At 58.2% G+C, this 16,127-nt stretch carries 16 protein-coding genes; 9 read left to right on the forward strand and 7 right to left on the reverse strand.

Annotated elements, in window-relative coordinates; all coding sequences use genetic code 11:
• Positions 1 to 71: 71 nt before the first annotated feature.
• Complete coding sequence (locus FIV38_RS14930; protein WP_049713265.1) at positions 72 to 257, reverse strand: hypothetical protein; 186 nt, start codon at positions 255 to 257, stop codon at positions 72 to 74.
• A 309-nt stretch (positions 258 to 566) separates the two neighbouring features.
• On the opposite strand from FIV38_RS14930, the gene galU reads away from it, so the two are divergent.
• Together galU and gorA are read left to right on the forward strand one after the other, a co-directional pair.
• Positions 567 to 1,406, forward strand: coding sequence for a UTP--glucose-1-phosphate uridylyltransferase GalU (gene galU / locus FIV38_RS14935; RefSeq protein WP_029294645.1), 840 nt, complete (start codon positions 567 to 569; stop codon positions 1,404 to 1,406).
• Between the two features lie 101 nt (positions 1,407 to 1,507).
• Positions 1,508 to 2,866 (forward strand): glutathione-disulfide reductase, encoded by a 1,359-nt coding sequence (gene gorA, locus FIV38_RS14940; protein WP_092236348.1) that lies wholly within the window; start codon positions 1,508 to 1,510, stop codon positions 2,864 to 2,866.
• On the opposite strand, the gene FIV38_RS14945 is transcribed toward gorA, so the two are convergent.
• Positions 2,867 to 3,874: a DNA-binding protein gene (locus FIV38_RS14945; RefSeq protein WP_092236350.1), complete on the reverse strand. Its 1,008-nt coding sequence runs from the start codon at positions 3,872 to 3,874 to the stop codon at positions 2,867 to 2,869.
• A gap of 196 nt (positions 3,875 to 4,070) precedes the next feature.
• On the opposite strand from FIV38_RS14945, the gene FIV38_RS14950 reads away from it, so the two are divergent.
• The 3 genes from FIV38_RS14950 (at position 4,071) to ahpF (ending at position 7,380) form a co-directional block, all read left to right on the forward strand.
• The gene (locus FIV38_RS14950; protein ID WP_029294651.1) at positions 4,071 to 5,003 is read left to right on the forward strand and encodes a site-specific integrase; all 933 of its coding nucleotides are present in this window, start codon (positions 4,071 to 4,073) and stop codon (positions 5,001 to 5,003) included.
• A 132-nt stretch (positions 5,004 to 5,135) separates the two neighbouring features.
• Positions 5,136 to 5,699: an alkyl hydroperoxide reductase subunit C gene (ahpC, locus tag FIV38_RS14955; RefSeq protein ID WP_010210361.1), complete on the forward strand. Its 564-nt coding sequence runs from the start codon at positions 5,136 to 5,138 to the stop codon at positions 5,697 to 5,699.
• A gap of 127 nt (positions 5,700 to 5,826) precedes the next feature.
• Positions 5,827 to 7,380 carry an alkyl hydroperoxide reductase subunit F gene (ahpF, locus tag FIV38_RS14960; RefSeq protein ID WP_092236353.1) on the forward strand — a complete coding sequence of 518 codons (1,554 nt, stop codon included), beginning with the start codon at positions 5,827 to 5,829 and terminating at the stop codon, positions 7,378 to 7,380.
• A gap of 88 nt (positions 7,381 to 7,468) precedes the next feature.
• On the opposite strand, the gene gloA is transcribed toward ahpF, so the two are convergent.
• A complete protein-coding gene (gene gloA / locus FIV38_RS14965) occupies positions 7,469 to 7,990 on the reverse strand; it encodes a lactoylglutathione lyase (protein WP_092236355.1) in 522 nt (173 codons plus the stop codon).
• Between the two features lie 192 nt (positions 7,991 to 8,182).
• Between gloA and FIV38_RS14970 the strand changes: the two genes are divergently transcribed.
• A complete protein-coding gene (locus FIV38_RS14970) occupies positions 8,183 to 8,719 on the forward strand; it encodes a DUF4946 domain-containing protein (RefSeq protein WP_092236358.1) in 537 nt (178 codons plus the stop codon).
• A 200-nt stretch (positions 8,720 to 8,919) separates the two neighbouring features.
• Here the strand turns inward: FIV38_RS14970 and FIV38_RS14975 are convergent, their stop codons facing one another.
• The 3 genes from FIV38_RS14975 to FIV38_RS14985 all read right to left on the reverse strand — a co-directional run bounded on the left by FIV38_RS14975 (position 8,920) and on the right by FIV38_RS14985 (position 12,127).
• Positions 8,920 to 9,285, reverse strand: coding sequence for a histone-like nucleoid-structuring protein, MvaT/MvaU family (locus tag FIV38_RS14975; RefSeq protein ID WP_092236360.1), 366 nt, complete (start codon positions 9,283 to 9,285; stop codon positions 8,920 to 8,922).
• Between the two features lie 198 nt (positions 9,286 to 9,483).
• A complete protein-coding gene (locus tag FIV38_RS14980; RefSeq protein ID WP_092236363.1) occupies positions 9,484 to 11,025 on the reverse strand; it encodes an EAL domain-containing protein in 1,542 nt (513 codons plus the stop codon).
• Between the two features lie 214 nt (positions 11,026 to 11,239).
• Positions 11,240 to 12,127, reverse strand: coding sequence for a LysR family transcriptional regulator (locus FIV38_RS14985; RefSeq protein WP_092236365.1), 888 nt, complete (start codon positions 12,125 to 12,127; stop codon positions 11,240 to 11,242).
• Between the two features lie 78 nt (positions 12,128 to 12,205).
• On the opposite strand from FIV38_RS14985, the gene FIV38_RS14990 reads away from it, so the two are divergent.
• Together FIV38_RS14990 and hppD are read left to right on the forward strand one after the other, a co-directional pair.
• Entirely contained in the window at positions 12,206 to 13,135 is a 930-nt protein-coding gene (locus tag FIV38_RS14990) for a DMT family transporter (RefSeq protein WP_092236369.1), read from the forward strand.
• Positions 13,136 to 13,404: 269 nt separating this feature from the next.
• Entirely contained in the window at positions 13,405 to 14,481 is a 1,077-nt protein-coding gene (gene hppD / locus FIV38_RS14995; protein WP_029294672.1) for a 4-hydroxyphenylpyruvate dioxygenase, read from the forward strand.
• Between the two features lie 47 nt (positions 14,482 to 14,528).
• Here hppD and rarD read toward each other — a convergent pair whose 3' ends face one another.
• Complete coding sequence (gene rarD, locus FIV38_RS15000) at positions 14,529 to 15,410, reverse strand: EamA family transporter RarD (protein WP_092236372.1); 882 nt, start codon at positions 15,408 to 15,410, stop codon at positions 14,529 to 14,531.
• 133 nt (positions 15,411 to 15,543) lie between these two features.
• On the opposite strand from rarD, the gene FIV38_RS15005 reads away from it, so the two are divergent.
• A complete protein-coding gene (locus FIV38_RS15005) occupies positions 15,544 to 16,020 on the forward strand; it encodes an Lrp/AsnC family transcriptional regulator (protein ID WP_029294676.1) in 477 nt (158 codons plus the stop codon).
• The last annotated feature ends 107 nt before the right edge of the window (positions 16,021 to 16,127 follow it).

A 16,127-nucleotide genomic window follows, 5' to 3' on the forward strand; every position in this document is an offset into this window, starting at 1 on the left:
AACGGCCATCAAGGTACAGACAATCACAAAAAAGCCCCGTTCACCGGGGCTTTTTGCGCAATCGCAAGGGCTTATTTGCCCTTTGGTCGTTTGCTCGACGCGTGGCCGGCCTCATCCACAAACACTTCGGCTACTGCAATCGCCTGGCTTTCGGTAGCGAATGCCCCGGCAACGCTGTCGCCATGAAAATTGATCAGGTGCCAGCCGTCTGCTCGCTGGGTGATCAGGTAGCCGTTTACGCCTTTTGGTTCTGACATCTATTAACAATCTCGTGGTCTGGTTCAAGCGAGCAATGATAGCGCCAAATGCCATGGGGGCGCGCAAGTTGTTGCAGGTCAGTGCCGAACCCCCTAAAGCGTGCTAAAAAGAATACGGCCCTTTGAAATCGGGGGGGCGGGATGTTTTTCCGCCGCTATTGGGTTCGCTTGTTTACACACGGGCGGAACTAACGCCGACATTTTTTCTCTATGTTGACATCGCAACGCCAGCAGCGCCCATTGTAAGGTCGCTGCGGCCTGATTAGACTGCGCCGAATTTCGTACGCACAGCCCTTATTAAGGACTTATATGATCAAGAAATGCTTGTTCCCAGCAGCCGGTTACGGCACTCGCTTCCTGCCAGCGACCAAGGCCATGCCTAAAGAAATGCTGCCGGTGGTAAACAAGCCACTGATCCAGTACGGCGTCGAAGAGGCACTGGATGCCGGCCTGAACGAAATCTCCATCGTTACCGGTCGTGGCAAGCGCGCCCTGGAAGACCACTTCGACATCAGCTATGAGCTGGAAAACCAGATCAAGGGCACCGACAAGGAAAAATACCTGGTTGGTATCCGCAAGCTGCTCGACGAGTGTTCGTTCTCCTACACTCGCCAAACTCAGATGAAAGGCCTGGGCCATGCAATCCTTACTGGTCGCCCACTGATCGGTGACGAGCCGTTTGCTGTAGTCCTGGCGGACGACCTGTGCGTCAACCTGGAAGGCGACGGCGTCTTGACCCAGATGGTCAAGCTGTACCAGAAATACCGCTGCACCATCGTTGCGGTGCAGGAAGTCGATCCTTCGGAAACCAACAAGTACGGCGTGATCGCTGGCGACGACATTGGCGATGGCCTGATCCGTGTACGCGACATGGTCGAGAAGCCGGCGCCGGAAGATGCCCCGTCGAACCTGGCGATCATCGGTCGCTACATCCTGACCCCGGATATCTTCAAGCTGATCGAAGAAACCGAGCCAGGCAAGGGCGGCGAAATCCAGATCACCGACGCCTTGTTGAAGCAGGCGAAGGACGGTTGCGTAATTGCCTACAAGTTCAAGGGCCGTCGTTTTGACTGCGGTGGCGCTGAAGGCTACATCGAGGCGACCAACTTCTGCTACGAGCACTTCTACAAAACTGGCAAGGCTTACTGATTCAAGCATTGCCTGTTGAACCTCAAGAAAGCCACCTTCGGGTGGCTTTCTGGTTTTTTGGGCGCAAGCGGGTATCCTGATGCCCTGCCGAGGAGAGTGAAATGGCCTACGATTTTGATCTGTATGTAATTGGCGCCGGTTCCGGCGGTGTGCGAGCGGCGCGGTTTGCCGCCGGGTTTGGCGCAAAGGTGGCCGTGGCGGAAAGCCGCTACCTGGGCGGGACTTGCGTCAACGTAGGCTGCGTGCCGAAAAAGCTGCTGGTCTACGGTGCGCACTATGCCGAAGACTTCGAGCAGGCCAGCGGCTTTGGCTGGTCCCTGGGCGAGGCGAGCTTTGATTGGGCGACACTGATCGCCAACAAGGATCGCGAAATCAATCGCCTCAACGGCATCTACCGTAACCTGCTGGTCAACAGTGGTGTGACCCTGCACGAAGGCCATGCGCGCCTGACCGGGCCCCACGAGGTCGAGATCAACGGCCAGCGTTTCACTGCCAAAAACATCCTGATCGCCACCGGCGGCTGGCCGCAGATTCCCGAAATTCCAGGGCATGAGCACGCCATTGGCTCCAACGAGGCGTTCTTCCTTAAAGAGCTGCCCAAGCGAGTGCTGGTGGTTGGCGGTGGTTACATCGCGGTGGAGTTCGCCGGGATTTTCCATGGCTTGGGCGCACAGACGTCGCTGCTGTATCGCGGTGATCTGTTCCTGCGAGGGTTCGATGGTGCGGTGCGCAAGCACTTGCAGGAAGAGCTGACCAAACGCGGCCTGGACCTGCAATTCAACGCCGATATCGCGCGTATCGACAAGCAGGCCGATGGCAGCCTCAAGGCCACCTTGAAAGACGGTCGTGTGCTGGAGGCTGATTGTGTGTTCTACGCCACCGGTCGGCGCCCGATGCTGGATAACCTGGGCCTGGAGCACACAGGGGTCAAACTGGACAAGCGTGGTTTTGTCGAGGTCGACGAGTTGTACCAGACTGCCGAGCCTTCGATCCTGGCCATTGGTGACGTGATTGGTCGCGTGCAATTGACCCCGGTGGCACTGGCCGAAGGCATGGCCGTGGCGCGTCGCCTGTTCAAGCCTGAGCAGTATCGCCCGGTGGACTACGCGATGATTCCTACGGCGGTGTTCAGCCTGCCGAATATCGGCACCGTGGGCCTGAGCGAAGAACAAGCCCGGGCCGATGGGCATAACGTGCAGATCTTCGAAAGCCGCTTCCGGCCAATGAAGTTGACACTGACCGAATGCCAGGAGCGCACGCTGATGAAGCTAGTGGTGGACGCCGACACCGACAAGGTGCTGGGTTGCCACATGGTCGGGCCGGATGCGGGCGAGATCGTCCAGGGCCTGGCGATCGCCCTCAAGGCGGGGGCGACCAAGCAGCATTTCGACGAGACCATCGGCGTGCATCCTACGGCGGCGGAAGAATTCGTCACCATGCGCACACCAGTGGCTGACTGATCAGCTTTCGGTTGCTGCCTCTGGCGCCGTTGCAACGACGGTGGCCAGGCGCAGCGCCTCGATGGTGGCCTGGGCCTTGATCAGGTCCAGTTCCAGGGTTTTGTGAGTGTGCTGTTGCTCGGCAAGTGCCTCCTGGCGTGACTGACTGTCCAGCACGGCTACCCGCAGACGCTCCTGGAGCAGGGTGCGTTCGCTATCAATCAGGCTCACCTGTTCGCTTAACTTGAGCTGCTGGGCCTGATCTTTGCGGCTTTGTTCCTGCAAGGCGGTCAATTCCTTGGCCGTGACTCGGTGTTCGATCAATAGCCGCTCATTATCACGATGCAACTGGGTGATTTCATCCTGGCGCACTATGGCGCTCTGCTGTGCCTGGCGCAACTCGGCCTGGAGCTGCTGCAACTGGCCTTCGTGGCGGCGTTGTTCCTGCTCGCGCTGGTCTTTGATCGCGTTGCGGTAGTGCTCAAGGGCATCGCGCGCGTGCAGGTGTTTTTCTTCCAGCGAACGAATCTGTTCGTCCTTATCCGAAATCCGCAGCTCGTAATCGCTGCACGCCTGGCTTAACCCGGCGTTACGGGTTTGCTCGGTCTGCAAACTGGTGCTGGCGGTTTGCAGGGCGGCGCTTTCTTCGGCGAGGGCGGCGGCCTGGATATCGAATTGCTGCTGGAGTTGGCTGCGCGCCGCTTCAAGCGCTTCTATTTGGGCGAGCAGGGCGCTTTTGTGCTGTTCGAACTGCGCCAGCGCCAGGTCGATGGGCTCCTGGGCTTTCTCTTTGAGGCGCTGGGCCAGGCGTGCGACCAGTTCGCCAAGCTCATCGTCGATGGGCGCTTCGGTGATGGTGAGGCGGGTTTCGCTCTCGTCCAGCTCCTTCAAATAGCGGTGGATGGTGGTTTTCGAGCCGGTATTGCCCATCTCGATGCGTACGGCGTCGATGCTGGGGTTTTCGCCGCGGGCGAGGATTGCCAGGCGTGCCGTTTGAACTACTGCTTTATTGATGCCGCCGCGAGCCATGGGGTCTCCGTCGATTTGATACTGTGGTATGTACTATGTAGATACATACCATATCACAAATTAAAATACGTTTGAATTCATGATTTTACACATGGGATATTGGCGTATTATCCCTTGTCAGCGGTTGCCGGCCCCCATCCGAGCCCAGCACCCGTACACCAACCCTTGTAGGAGCCGGCTTGCCGGCGATAGCGGTATGAGTGATCTAGATCGTTACCTGAACGCCGCCACCCGCGATAACACCCGCCGCAGCTATCGCGCTGCCATCGAACACTTTGAAGTGAGTTGGGGCGGCTTCCTGCCGGCCACCAGCGACAGTGTGGCGCGATACCTGGTGGCCCATGCCGGGGTGCTCGCGGTCAACACGTTGAAGCTGCGGCTTTCGGCGCTGGCGCAATGGCACACCAGCCAGGGCTTTCCAGACCCCACCAAGGCGCCGGTGGTGCGCAAAGTGCTCAAGGGCATCCGCGCTCTGCATCCCGCCCAGGAAAAACAGGCCGAACCCTTGCAGCTCCAGCATCTGGAGCAGGTGGTCAGTTACCTGGCGGGTGAAGCTGAGCTGGCACGGGCAGAAGACGATCGACCGCGCTGGCTGCGCGCCAAGCGCGATGGGGCATTGATCCTGCTGGGCTTTTGGCGCGGCTTTCGCAGTGATGAGTTGTGTCGGCTGCAGATCGAACACGTGCAGGCGGTGCCGGGAGCGGGCATCACCTTGTACTTGCCACGCAGCAAGAGTGATCGCGAAAACCTCGGTAAGACCTATCAAGCCCCGGCGCTGCTGCGCCTGTGCCCGGTGCAGGCCTATAGCGAATGGCTTAGCGCCTCGGCCCTGGTACGCGGCCCAGTGTTTCGCGGGATTGATCGCTGGGGCAACCTGGGCGAGGAGGGGTTGCATGCCAATAGCGTGATCCCATTGCTGCGCCAGGCCCTTGAGCGAGCAGGCATTGCCGCCGAGCAGTACACCAGCCACTCCCTGCGCCGTGGCTTTGCCACCTGGGCCCATCGCAGCGGCTGGGATTTGAAGTCGTTGATGACGTATGTCGGCTGGAAGGACATGAAGTCAGCCATGCGCTATGTTGAAGCGACGCCCTTTCTTGGCATGACGTTGGCCCGCGATCCGCTGCTTTAAGATTTCTTCTATTAATACAGTTGGTTGATAGTCAAAACCAATCGGCAGCATCAGGTTTGCCAATGAGCCATCGGCAATGAGACTGGGTAGGATTCACCCATCAACTTACTAACCCCTGACGGAGAGTCAACGATGCCTATCATCAACAGCCAAGTAAAACCGTTCAAAGCGACCGCTTACAAAAACGGCAACTTCGTAGACGTGTCGGACGCTGACCTGAAAGGCAAGTGGTCTGTCGTATTCTTTTACCCAGCCGACTTCACTTTCGTCTGCCCAACCGAACTGGAAGACCTGGCTGACAACTACGCCGAATTCCAGAAACTGGGCGTCGAGATCTACAGCGTTTCCACCGACACCCACTTTGCCCACGCTGCCTGGCACAACACCTCGCCAGCCATCGGCAAGATCCAGTACACCATGATCGGCGACCCGACCCTGACCATCTCCCGCAACTTTGACGTGCTGATCGAAGAAGCTGGCCTGGCAGACCGTGGCACTTTCGTGATCAACCCGGAAGGCCAGATCAAGATCGTTGAACTGAACGACGGCGGTGTTGGCCGTGACGCTTCCGAGCTGCTGCGCAAAATCAAGGCTGCCCAGTACGTCGCTGCCCACCCAGGCGAAGTGTGCCCAGCCAAGTGGAAAGAAGGCGAGGCCACCCTGGCTCCGTCCCTGGACCTGGTCGGCAAGATCTAAGTCTGTGATGTATCAAGGGCGGATTACCGCACCTAAGTAAGCTGCATCCGCCCTCAAAACGCCCGGGCGAGATTCGCTCGGGCGTTTTTTTGTCCGCAATAAACCGAATTAATAGGAAATCGCCCGTATGTTGGACGCCAATCTTAAAGCTCAGTTGAAGTCATACCTGGAACGGGTCACCCAGCCGATCGAGATCGTCGCCTCCCTCGACGACGGTGCGAAATCCCAGGAAATGCTTGCCCTTTTGCAGGACGTAACCAGCCTCACTACGCTGATTACCCTGAACACCGATGGTAATGACGGGCGCAAGCCATCGTTCTCCATCAACCGCCCGGGTGCCGATATCAGCCTGCGTTTTGCCGGCATCCCCATGGGCCATGAATTCACTTCGTTGGTGCTGGCCCTGTTGCAAGTCGGTGGCCACCCTTCGAAGGCCAGTGTCGAAGTGATTGAACAGATTCGTAGCCTTAAAGGTGAGTTCAACTTCGAGACTTACTTCTCGCTGTCCTGCCAGAACTGCCCGGACGTGGTCCAGGCGTTGAACTTGATGGCCGTACTCAACCCGAACATCCGCCACGTTGCTATCGACGGCGCGTTGTTCCAGGCTGAAGTCGACGAGCGTCAGGTCATGGCGGTCCCTAGCGTCTACCTCAATGGCGTGAACTTCGGCCAGGGTCGCATGGGCCTGGAAGAAATCCTCGCCAAGCTCGACACCAGCGGCATCGAAAAAGCAGCCGAGAAAATCAGCGCCAAAGACGCTTTTGATGTGTTGGTGGTCGGTGGTGGCCCAGCCGGCTCTGCGGCCGCCATCTACGCTGCGCGTAAAGGCATCCGTACCGGTGTAGCCGCCGAGCGTTTTGGCGGGCAAGTGCTGGACACCATGTCCATCGAGAACTTTATCTCGGTGCAGGAAACCGAAGGCCCGAAACTGGCCAGCGCCCTGGAAGCCCACGTGCGTCAGTACGACGTGGATATCATGAACCTGCAGCGCGCCAGCAGCTTGATCCCGGCGAAAAATCCCGGCGAACTGCACGAAATTCGCTTTGAAAGTGGCGCGACTCTCAAGTCCAAGACCGTGATCCTGGCGACCGGTGCGCGCTGGCGCGAAATGGGTGTGCCGGGCGAGCAGGAATACAAGGCCAAGGGCGTGTGCTTCTGCCCGCACTGCGATGGTCCGCTGTTCAAGGGCAAGCGTGTGGCGGTAATTGGCGGCGGTAACTCCGGCGTTGAAGCGGCCATCGACTTGGCCGGTATTGTCAGCCACGTGACCTTGCTCGAGTTCGACAGCAAGTTGCGCGCCGACGCCGTGTTGCAGCGCAAGCTCTACAGCCTGCCGAACGTTGACGTGATCACCAGTGCGTTGACCAGTGAGGTCAAGGGTGATGGCCAGAAAGTCACCGGCCTGGCCTACAAGGATCGCGATACCGGCGAGTTCAAGACCATCGACCTGGAAGGCATCTTTGTGCAGATCGGTTTGCTGCCCAACACCGATTGGCTCAAGGGCACCGTGGAGCTGTCGCCCCGTGGTGAGATCATTGTCGATGCCCGTGGCGAGACTTCACTGCTAGGCGTATTTGCCGCCGGTGACGTAACGACCGTGCCGTACAAGCAGATCGTGATTGCCGTGGGTGAGGGCGCCAAGGCTTCCCTGAGTGCTTTTGATCACCTGATCCGAGCGTAAGGCCTGAAACTAAAAAACCCATGAGCGATCATGGGTTTTTTTGTGGGAGCTCGCCGGCAAGCCGGCTCCTATAGAGGTATGCACCCGTTTACAGCGGTGCTGGCTGGATGATCTCGACCCAGTAAGCATCCGGGTCCTTGATAAACGCCAGGCTTTTCATGCGGCCATCGGTCAGGCGTTTCTGGAAATCACAGCCCAGCGCTTCAAACCGTTCGCAGGCTGCAACGATATCTGGCACCGAAATGCAGATATGGCCAAAGCCACGTGGGTCGGTGTTGCCATTGTGGTAGGAGAAATCGGCATCGTTTTCGGTGCCGTGGTTGTGGGTCAGTTCCAGGATGCCTGGGATAGACTTCATCCACTGGGTGCGCGCGGCGGCATCGGCCGGGATTTGCGCCTTGTCGACCAGGGCGAGGAAGTACAGGCTGAATTCGGCTTCCGGGAAGTCGCGTTTCTCAACCAGGGAGAAACCCAGGACGCGGGTATAGAAGTCCAGCGACTTGGTGATGTCCTTGACCCGCAGCATGGTGTGGTTGAACACGAAGTTCGAAGTCGCGGTGTCGGGTTGGGCGGTTACGCCCGGGAAGGTGTTCAATTCGTGCAGGCTCATGGGCCCTCCAGAAAAAATGGGGCAGGCGCAGCTCGTGGATTGAGCGGCCCTTTGGCTTGCGGCAGATCTGTGCAGCGAAACCATGATACGCAAGCTGCGCGGGCCGCGCCAAATGAAAAACTCACGCGGGCCTTGCGAGCGGCCCATGCTCAGGCTCAAACTTTGCGGCTTGAACTTCGAGTGTTTTTTGCAATGAGCCGATTGAGCAAACCATTGTTGACCACCTTTTGCCTGATCTTCGGTTGTACCTCTGTATTGGCGGCCGAGCCCGAAATTCATTGGCCCAGTGGCTGGCAGGTGGAGGAGGTTGTCGCGGATGCCGATACGCCGGCCAAGCCGTCACCGGTTTCCCGTCAGCGCGCGATAAAGAACGATGAAAATGGCGAGACGCTGATGGTCATGGAGCTGACGGGCACGCCGATCGAGCCAGGGCATGTGGTCAATCTGCAAGGTGTATTGCTGGAGATGCGCAAGTCCATCCAGAAGGACTTTGCCCGCAGTGGTTATCAAAGTGTCTGCAACAAGATGCACGCGACCACCTTAAGTCATCTTGAAGCGCTGGAAACTACCTGCGTGATTACCGAGAACGGTCGGCATGTGCTCTCGCAAACACTGGTGGGCGCTATTGATACGAATAAGGCCTATGTTTTTTCATACGCCGGACAAGCGCAGGCTTATGAGTCGAGCAAAGACGAAGTCAGCGCGGTGCGTGCAAGCCTGAAACTTTGATCGGCGATGGCTAGATGGCTGACATGGTTGCGTGAGAAAAAACACATAACTATGGGGCCGTAGCGTAGAGCCACGGGTCGCTGAATGTGTACGAAGTGGAATGTATTTAGAAGTTCACTTGCGAAAGCGGCAGGTCGTGAAAATCGCAGCGCACACAAAAAAAGCCCCGCATCTGCGGGGCTTTTATTAGTGCGTCGGTATTAGCCGCGCAACCAGGAATCTACAGTGGCTGCGCCGTACTGTTCTTTCCAGGCCTTCAAGCCGCGGTGGTTGCCGCCCTTGGTTTCAATCAGTTCGCCAGTGTGTGGGTTGTGATACACCTTGACTACACGTGCGCGACGGGTTTTAGGGGCGGTGGCCACCTGAATCCCCGATTTGCCCGGGTTTGGATCAAGGATGGAAATGATGTCGCGCAGGCTCTTGCCGTAGGTTTTCATCAGCCCTTGAAGCTTTTCTTCAAATTCGATTTCTTTCTTCAAGCCAGCGTCGTTCTTCAGGGATTCCAGCTGGGCGAGCTGTTCTTGAAGGGCTTTTTCTGCTGCGCGAAATTCGGCGAGTCTGGACAAAATCTTTACTCCAATAGTGTATTTGGCTGATACCAACTGTAAACAAAGCTATAAGCCAAGAGCCTCAGCATGACTCGGTAAATGTGGCTCTCCTGCCAATTCAGCGCAGGCAGGAAAAATTGTAGTAGTTAATGAGTCACGAGTAAATCATGTCTTTTGTATAAATAACAATATTTCACAATGATGCTAGATCGATATTCAAGCGCCACGCAAAGATTGAATGAATGCGTCAAACGGCACTGGGCGGCCAAACAGGTAACCCTGCAAAAAGTCCACGCCTTGTGCCGCCAGATAATCGCACTGCTCTTGGGTTTCCACGCCTTCGGCGACGATGCCCAAGTCAAGCTTGCCCGATAACTCGATGATGCTGTCGAGTATATGCCGCGATAAAGCATCGGCTCCGATCATCGCCACGAAGCTTTGATCAATCTTCAAGTAGTCAACATTGAAGTTGCGCAAGTAACCGAGGCTGGAGTGCCCAGTGCCGAAGTCATCAATGGCAATCATCACCCCCAGTTCGTGCAAGGCCTGGAACAACTGGCGGGTGACGTCGGTGGGTTCGATCAGTTCGCGCTCGGTCAGCTCCAGGGTCAGCAGGACCTGGCCCGGCTTGAAGGCTGCGAGGAACTCCCGGCAATCCTGCACCAACTCCAGGTCCTGGCAATGCCGGGCGGTGATATTGATGCCCACGTGGAAGTTCTCGCCCAGTCGGTCGGCATGGGACGCCAGTTGTGTGGCAACCTGGCGCATCAGCGCGCGGGTCATGGGCACGATCAGCCCGGAGTGCTCGGCCAGGGGGATAAACAGGTCCGGGCGTACCAGGCCTTCCTTTGGATGCTGCCAGCGCATCAGCACTTCACAGCCGGCCCATTGCAGGCTGTCGCCGTGAACCACTGGTTGGTAGTACGGCACGAATTCATTGGCGCCCAGCGCCCGCTGCAGTTCATGGGTGGGGGCCGAAGAGCGCTTTTGCAGCCAGTGCGCGAGCGCGCCTGCCAGCACCCCGAAAAACACCACCAGGCTGAACAATGCCGGGTAGCGCGCCTCCATGTAACGCCACACTTCACCTTCGGGCATCCCGGCTTCCACGCTGTAGGCATAACGCTGGGAACCGAGTTGGTGATGGGCCACGGCAAAGACCGGCGGCGCGCTGGTGCGGACTTGGCCGTCGCTGCCCAACCAATTGGGCCCCACCTGCAACACGAGGTCGGCGTAACGGCTGATCAGGCGCAGGGCATTAGTCAGGTGATAGCCGTCAATCGAGGCAAACGCCGCCTTGTCACCTTCCACCAGCCGGTACACCAGCAGCGCGGTATTGGGCGTGACCGGGTTGCCATTCATCAGCCACAGGCGGCCATTGACGTAGTCGTCGGGGTTGACCGCCGATACACGATCGCCGCCAAACAACGACGTGCAATAAATGGTTTTTTGCCAGGACAATGTGGTTGCGCGCACGAACGGTCGCCGCGTGACTTGCTCGCGCAGCGCCAGTTGCGCTGCGTTGTCACAGTCCTTGCCGGCCAGTGGCAGCAGTTCCTGGGCGGCGAGGGCGGTGTTATCGAGCATCAGGTCGAATTGGCGCACGGCCTCAAGGGCTGTCTGCTCGGTGCTTTGCTCCAGGGTGCGTTGTGCCTGCACATACAGGATGAGCACACCCAGCAGAATCGGCAGCAGGCCGCACAGTATGGAGATCGAGTAACGGGCAGCGCGTTTGCGCGGGCCTTTGAGGGTAAGTGGCATGTATGCAGCCTGTAGCGGAATGAGGGAGACGCCTGGTAACGGCTACAGGCAATACGTCGGATATCTGGAGGATAGTTGGCCTCTGGAAATTAGCATCTGCCGCACGTTGATCTAGCCACTTGACTCGCTGTGCGTGTGGGTATCTTTGCCAAACCTTGCAACACATTTTGACGGGGAAAGGCTGTCTGGTCTATTGCGTCACTGCTTGGATGAGTCACCGTCCTGACAAAAAATCAGCGGTCACGCTCTGCGCCATCTGGATAAATGCCAGGGTTGCCGGAGACGACTGGCGCCGGTCCAGCACCGCCAAGCCGATTTGCCGCGCCACCCTGGGCGCTAATGGCCGCTGCACGTAGCGTGGCTGATCGTCCTGGGGCAGCGAGGCCTGGGCCACCACGCTCACGCCCGCACCCCGGCTGACGGTGTCCAGGGTACTGAGCAGCTGCGAACAGCGGTAGCGCACGTTGGGTTTGAGCCGGGCACTGTGGAATAAGCGCTCTACCAACTCCGAAGAACCGGCCTCGGTCAGGACAAACGGGTCGTGACACAAGTCCTTGAGTTTTACGCTGGCCTGGAGGGCGAGGGCATGCCCTACGGGAAGCAGGGCGACCATCTGGTCTTCGAACAGCGCAAAGGTGTCCAGGCGCTCCTGTTCCAACACCACAAAACCCACGTCGATGCGTCGCTCTTCCAGCCATTGCAGCACTTGACGGTCGGGGCCCTCATCCACATGCACCTCGATTCCCGGGTGGGCCTGGCGAAAGTGTTCAAGGATCCTGGGCAGCAGGTGAATGGACGCGGTTGGCCCGAAGGAGCCGATGCGCAGCGTCCCGCTTTTCATGCCTCGGGCATCGGCTGCTTCCTGTTGCAAGGTACTGGCCAGCCCCAGCATCGCCCGCGCCCTCAACAGCAATTGCTGGCCGATATCGCTGAGTTCGACCCGTGACTGCTGGCGACGGAACAGATCCACCCCCAGTTCCTGCTCCAAAGACTTGATGGCATGGGACACCGCCGACTGGCTGATGCCCAGCCGATGGGCGGCGCTGGTGAAACCCTGCAGTTGTGCCACCAGCGAGAAGATTTCCAATTGTGTGAGGGTCATGAGGTTTTGCTCATTTTACGATGACTTGGCATTAGGAAAAGAATACGCCAATCAGCCTGCCAGATACCCAGGATCCTTATGCTCAGTTCAACCTTTGTGCTTGCTGGCGACCGCCTGACCTACGCCAAGCTCGCGGCCGTCACCATGATCTGGGGCGGCACTTTTGTTGCCGGCCGATTTCTCGCCGCGGATCTGGATCCGCTGCTGACAGCCAGTCTGCGCTTTATCCTGGCCAGCCTGGCGTTACTGCTGTTCATGGCATTTGCCCGGATCCCCCTGGCGTGCCCTACGCCTGCGCAAATGGTGCGGTTGGTGCTGCTGGGTTTTTTCGGGATCTTCTTCTACAACCTGTGTTTCTTCTATGGCCTGCATTTTATCAATGCCTCGCGCGCCTCCTTGATTGTGGCCTTCAATCCGGCGGTGATTGGCCTGGCGTCATGCTGGTGGTTCAAGGAGCGGTTGGGGCGCCGCCAAGTGCTGGGCATCGCGCTGTGCCTGGGGGGCGCCACGTGTGTGATTGTCAGCCACAACCCATTGCTGTTGCAGGGCAGGGCAGATGCGTGGATCGGCGACCTGTTGATTTTTGGCTGTGTGGTGAGTTGGGGCGTGTATTCCCTGGGTTCACGCACGCTGAACCATAGCCTTGGCCCCTTGCAGACGGTGACCTGGTCGGTGCTGCTGGGCACCTTGATGCTGTGCCTCGCCACCCTGGTGACTGGCCGGTTGACCGTGCAAGCGCTGGATGCCATCCATTGGCCGCATCTGTTGGGCCTGCTTTACCTCGGCGTATTGGGTTCGGCCCTGGCCTACATCGGTTATTACGACGGTATCCGGCGTATCGGCGCGACCCGCGCCGGTGTGTTTATCGCCCTCAACCCGCTGACGGCCGTGGTGTGTGGCGCGTTGCTGCTCGACGAGCAACTGAGCACTGCGATGTGCTTCGGTGGGGCGTTGATCCTGCTGGGCATCTACCTGGGCAATAAACCCCTTGCGCCCGCCAGGGCATAGGGATTTGATAAGGAATACGGACAAAGCTGTTTACGCTGTGTAGAATCGGTTTACGCATACAAGAATAAGCGCCTGTTTCCATGCAGGCCTCGTCCGTCAGAGACGCCCGTAAGAGAATGATCCAACCATGAAGCTACTCGGGTTCCAACTCATCTACGGTGACTTCCTCGCCCGCAGCGTGCGGGGCATTTCCTGTGCGCCACCTACCTACCTCATCCTTGCTGGCAATTAATTTACTTAATTCTAAAAAGATGATGAGGCGCCAAATCATGGCAGATCTATACGAAAACCCAATGGGCCTGATGGGCTTTGAATTCATTGAATTCGCATCGCCGACCCCGGGCACCCTGGAACCGATCTTCGAGATCATGGGTTTCACCAAGGTCGCGACCCACCGCTCGAAAAACGTGCACCTGTACCGCCAGGGCGCGATCAACCTGATCCTCAACAACGAGCCCAACAGCATCGCTTCGTACTTTGCCGCCGAGCATGGTCCGTCGGTGTGTGGCATGGCGTTCCGCGTCAAGGACTCGCAACAGGCTTACACCCGCGCCCTGGAACTTGGCGCCCAGCCGATCCATATCGAAACCGGCCCGATGGAACTGAACCTGCCGGCCATCAAGGGCATCGGCGGCGCGCCGCTGTACCTGATCGACCGTTTCGGCGAAGGCAGCTCGATCTACGATATCGACTTCGTGTTTATCGACGGTGTGGACCGCAACCCGGTGGGCGCAGGCCTGAAGGTTATCGACCACCTGACCCACAACGTCTATCGCGGGCGCATGGTCTACTGGGCCAACTTCTACGAGAAGCTGTTCAACTTCCGTGAAGCGCGCTACTTCGACATCAAGGGTGAATACACCGGCCTGACCTCCAAGGCCATGAGCGCCCCGGATGGCATGATCCGCATCCCGTTGAACGAAGAGTCGTCCAAGGGCGCAGGCCAGATCGAAGAGTTCCTGATGCAGTTCAACGGCGAGGGCATCCAGCACGTAGCCTTCCTCACCGAAGACCTGGTCAAGACCTGGGACGCGTTGAAGAAGATCGGCATGCGCTTCATGACCGCGCCGCCAGACACCTACTACGAAATGCTCGAAGGCCGCCTGCCAAACCACGGCGAACCGGTAGACCAATTGCAGGCCCGGGGTATTTTGCTGGACGGCTCGTCCGTGGCCGGCGACAAGCGCCTGCTGCTGCAGATCTTCTCGGAAACCTTGATGGGCCCGGTGTTCTTCGAGTTCATCCAGCGCAAAGGGGATGACGGCTTTGGCGAAGGCAACTTCAAGGCCCTGTTCGAATCCATCGAACGTGACCAGGTTCGTCGCGGCGTACTGACCACCGACTGACAGGGCTTTTTGTAGGAGCGAGCAAGCTCGCTCCTACAGTTATTGGGTCAGGCTCTACGCTGCCGCATCAGGTGCTTGAACCCTTCAAACACCAACACCATCACTGCCAGCCAGATCGGGATATAGGTCAACCACTCACCCGCCCCGATACTTTCCCCCAGTAGCAGCGCCACCCCCAGCAACAGTACCGGCTCCACATAGCTGAGCAGGCCGAACAGGCTGAACGCCAACAGCCGGCTGGCGATGATGTAGCACACCAGCGCCGAAGCACTGATCAGCCCGAGCATCGGGATCAACCCATATAAGCCTTTGTGTGCATCCAGCACGGCGAAGCCCTGCTCGCCACTTTGGACAAACCACAGCGCCACCGGCAGCATCAGCGCCATATCCAGCCACAGGCCGCCCAAGTGGTCGGTCGCCAAGCGTTTGCGCAGCACGAAGTAGATCGGATAACCGATGATCACCAGCAGCGTCGCCCAGGAGAAGCCGCCCACCTGGTACAACTCGTTAAGCACGCCAATCGCCGCCAACACCACCGCGATCAGTTGCAGCCGCGAGAGCTTTTCGCCATACACCAGGCGCCCGGTGAGGACCATGGTCAGTGGCAGCAGGAAGTAGCCCAGGGAGACATCCAGGCTGCGGCCATTGAGCGGTGCCCACATAAACAGCCACAGCTGCACCCCCAGCAGCACCGACGACAGCACAATCCCACCGATCAGCTGCGGTTTGCCCGCAAGCAAACGCAGCAACTCCCACACGTGGCGCCACTCACCGCTGACCACCATGAACACCGTCATGCACGGCACGGTCAGCAACATGCGCCAACCGAAAATCTCCAGGCCACTCAAGGGCGTGAGCAGTGATGTGAAGTAATACATCACGGCAAACAACACCGAGGCCGCTACCGATAAAACAACGCCTTTAGACACGCAGTCCTCGCCAAACCGATTCAAACAAAAGAGGGGGTAATTTCAGGTGGGAATATATTGCTTTTGAGGTGAGACGTTTGCTCTGTTTTACGGCATCTTATGGGAAATTTTCTCACGCCCAAGGTTCGCCAGCATGCCCGTCAACCCTACGCCGCCCCTGGATGATTTCGACCGCGCGATTCTCAAGCACCTGCAACGGGACAACACCACCGCGCTGCGGGTGATTGGCGAGCAGGTCAACCTGTCGACCGCAGCGGTACAGCGGCGCATCAAACGCATGGAACAGAGCGGGGCGATCAGCGCGAATACGGCGGTGGTCAATCAGGATGCGGTGGGCAAGCCGATTACGATCCTGGTGGAAGTGCACGCCGAGCGCACCCATATCGAAGACCTCGACGTGCTCAAGGCGCAGATGTCGATCCCCGAGGTGCAGCAGTGCTATTACGTTACCGGCGATGCGGACTTTATGCTGGTGGTCGTGGTGGAAACCATGAAGGCCTACGAAACCCTGGCGCGCACGCTGTTCTACGAGAACCGCAATATCAAATGGTTTCGCAGCATCGTGGTGATGGACCGGGTCAAGGTCAGCCTGGATGTGCCGCTGGGCTAAGCGGTTCATCGGGCCCCGTGAAAACTTGGTAACACTTTGTCATCCATCATCTGGAACAAATTTGTAGGCAACATTCACATACATCGGTAATCCAGGCTGTGCGTCTC

This window comes from Pseudomonas proteolytica, from assembly GCF_007858275.1.
Classification (GTDB): Bacteria; Pseudomonadota; Gammaproteobacteria; order Pseudomonadales; family Pseudomonadaceae; genus Aquipseudomonas; species Aquipseudomonas proteolytica.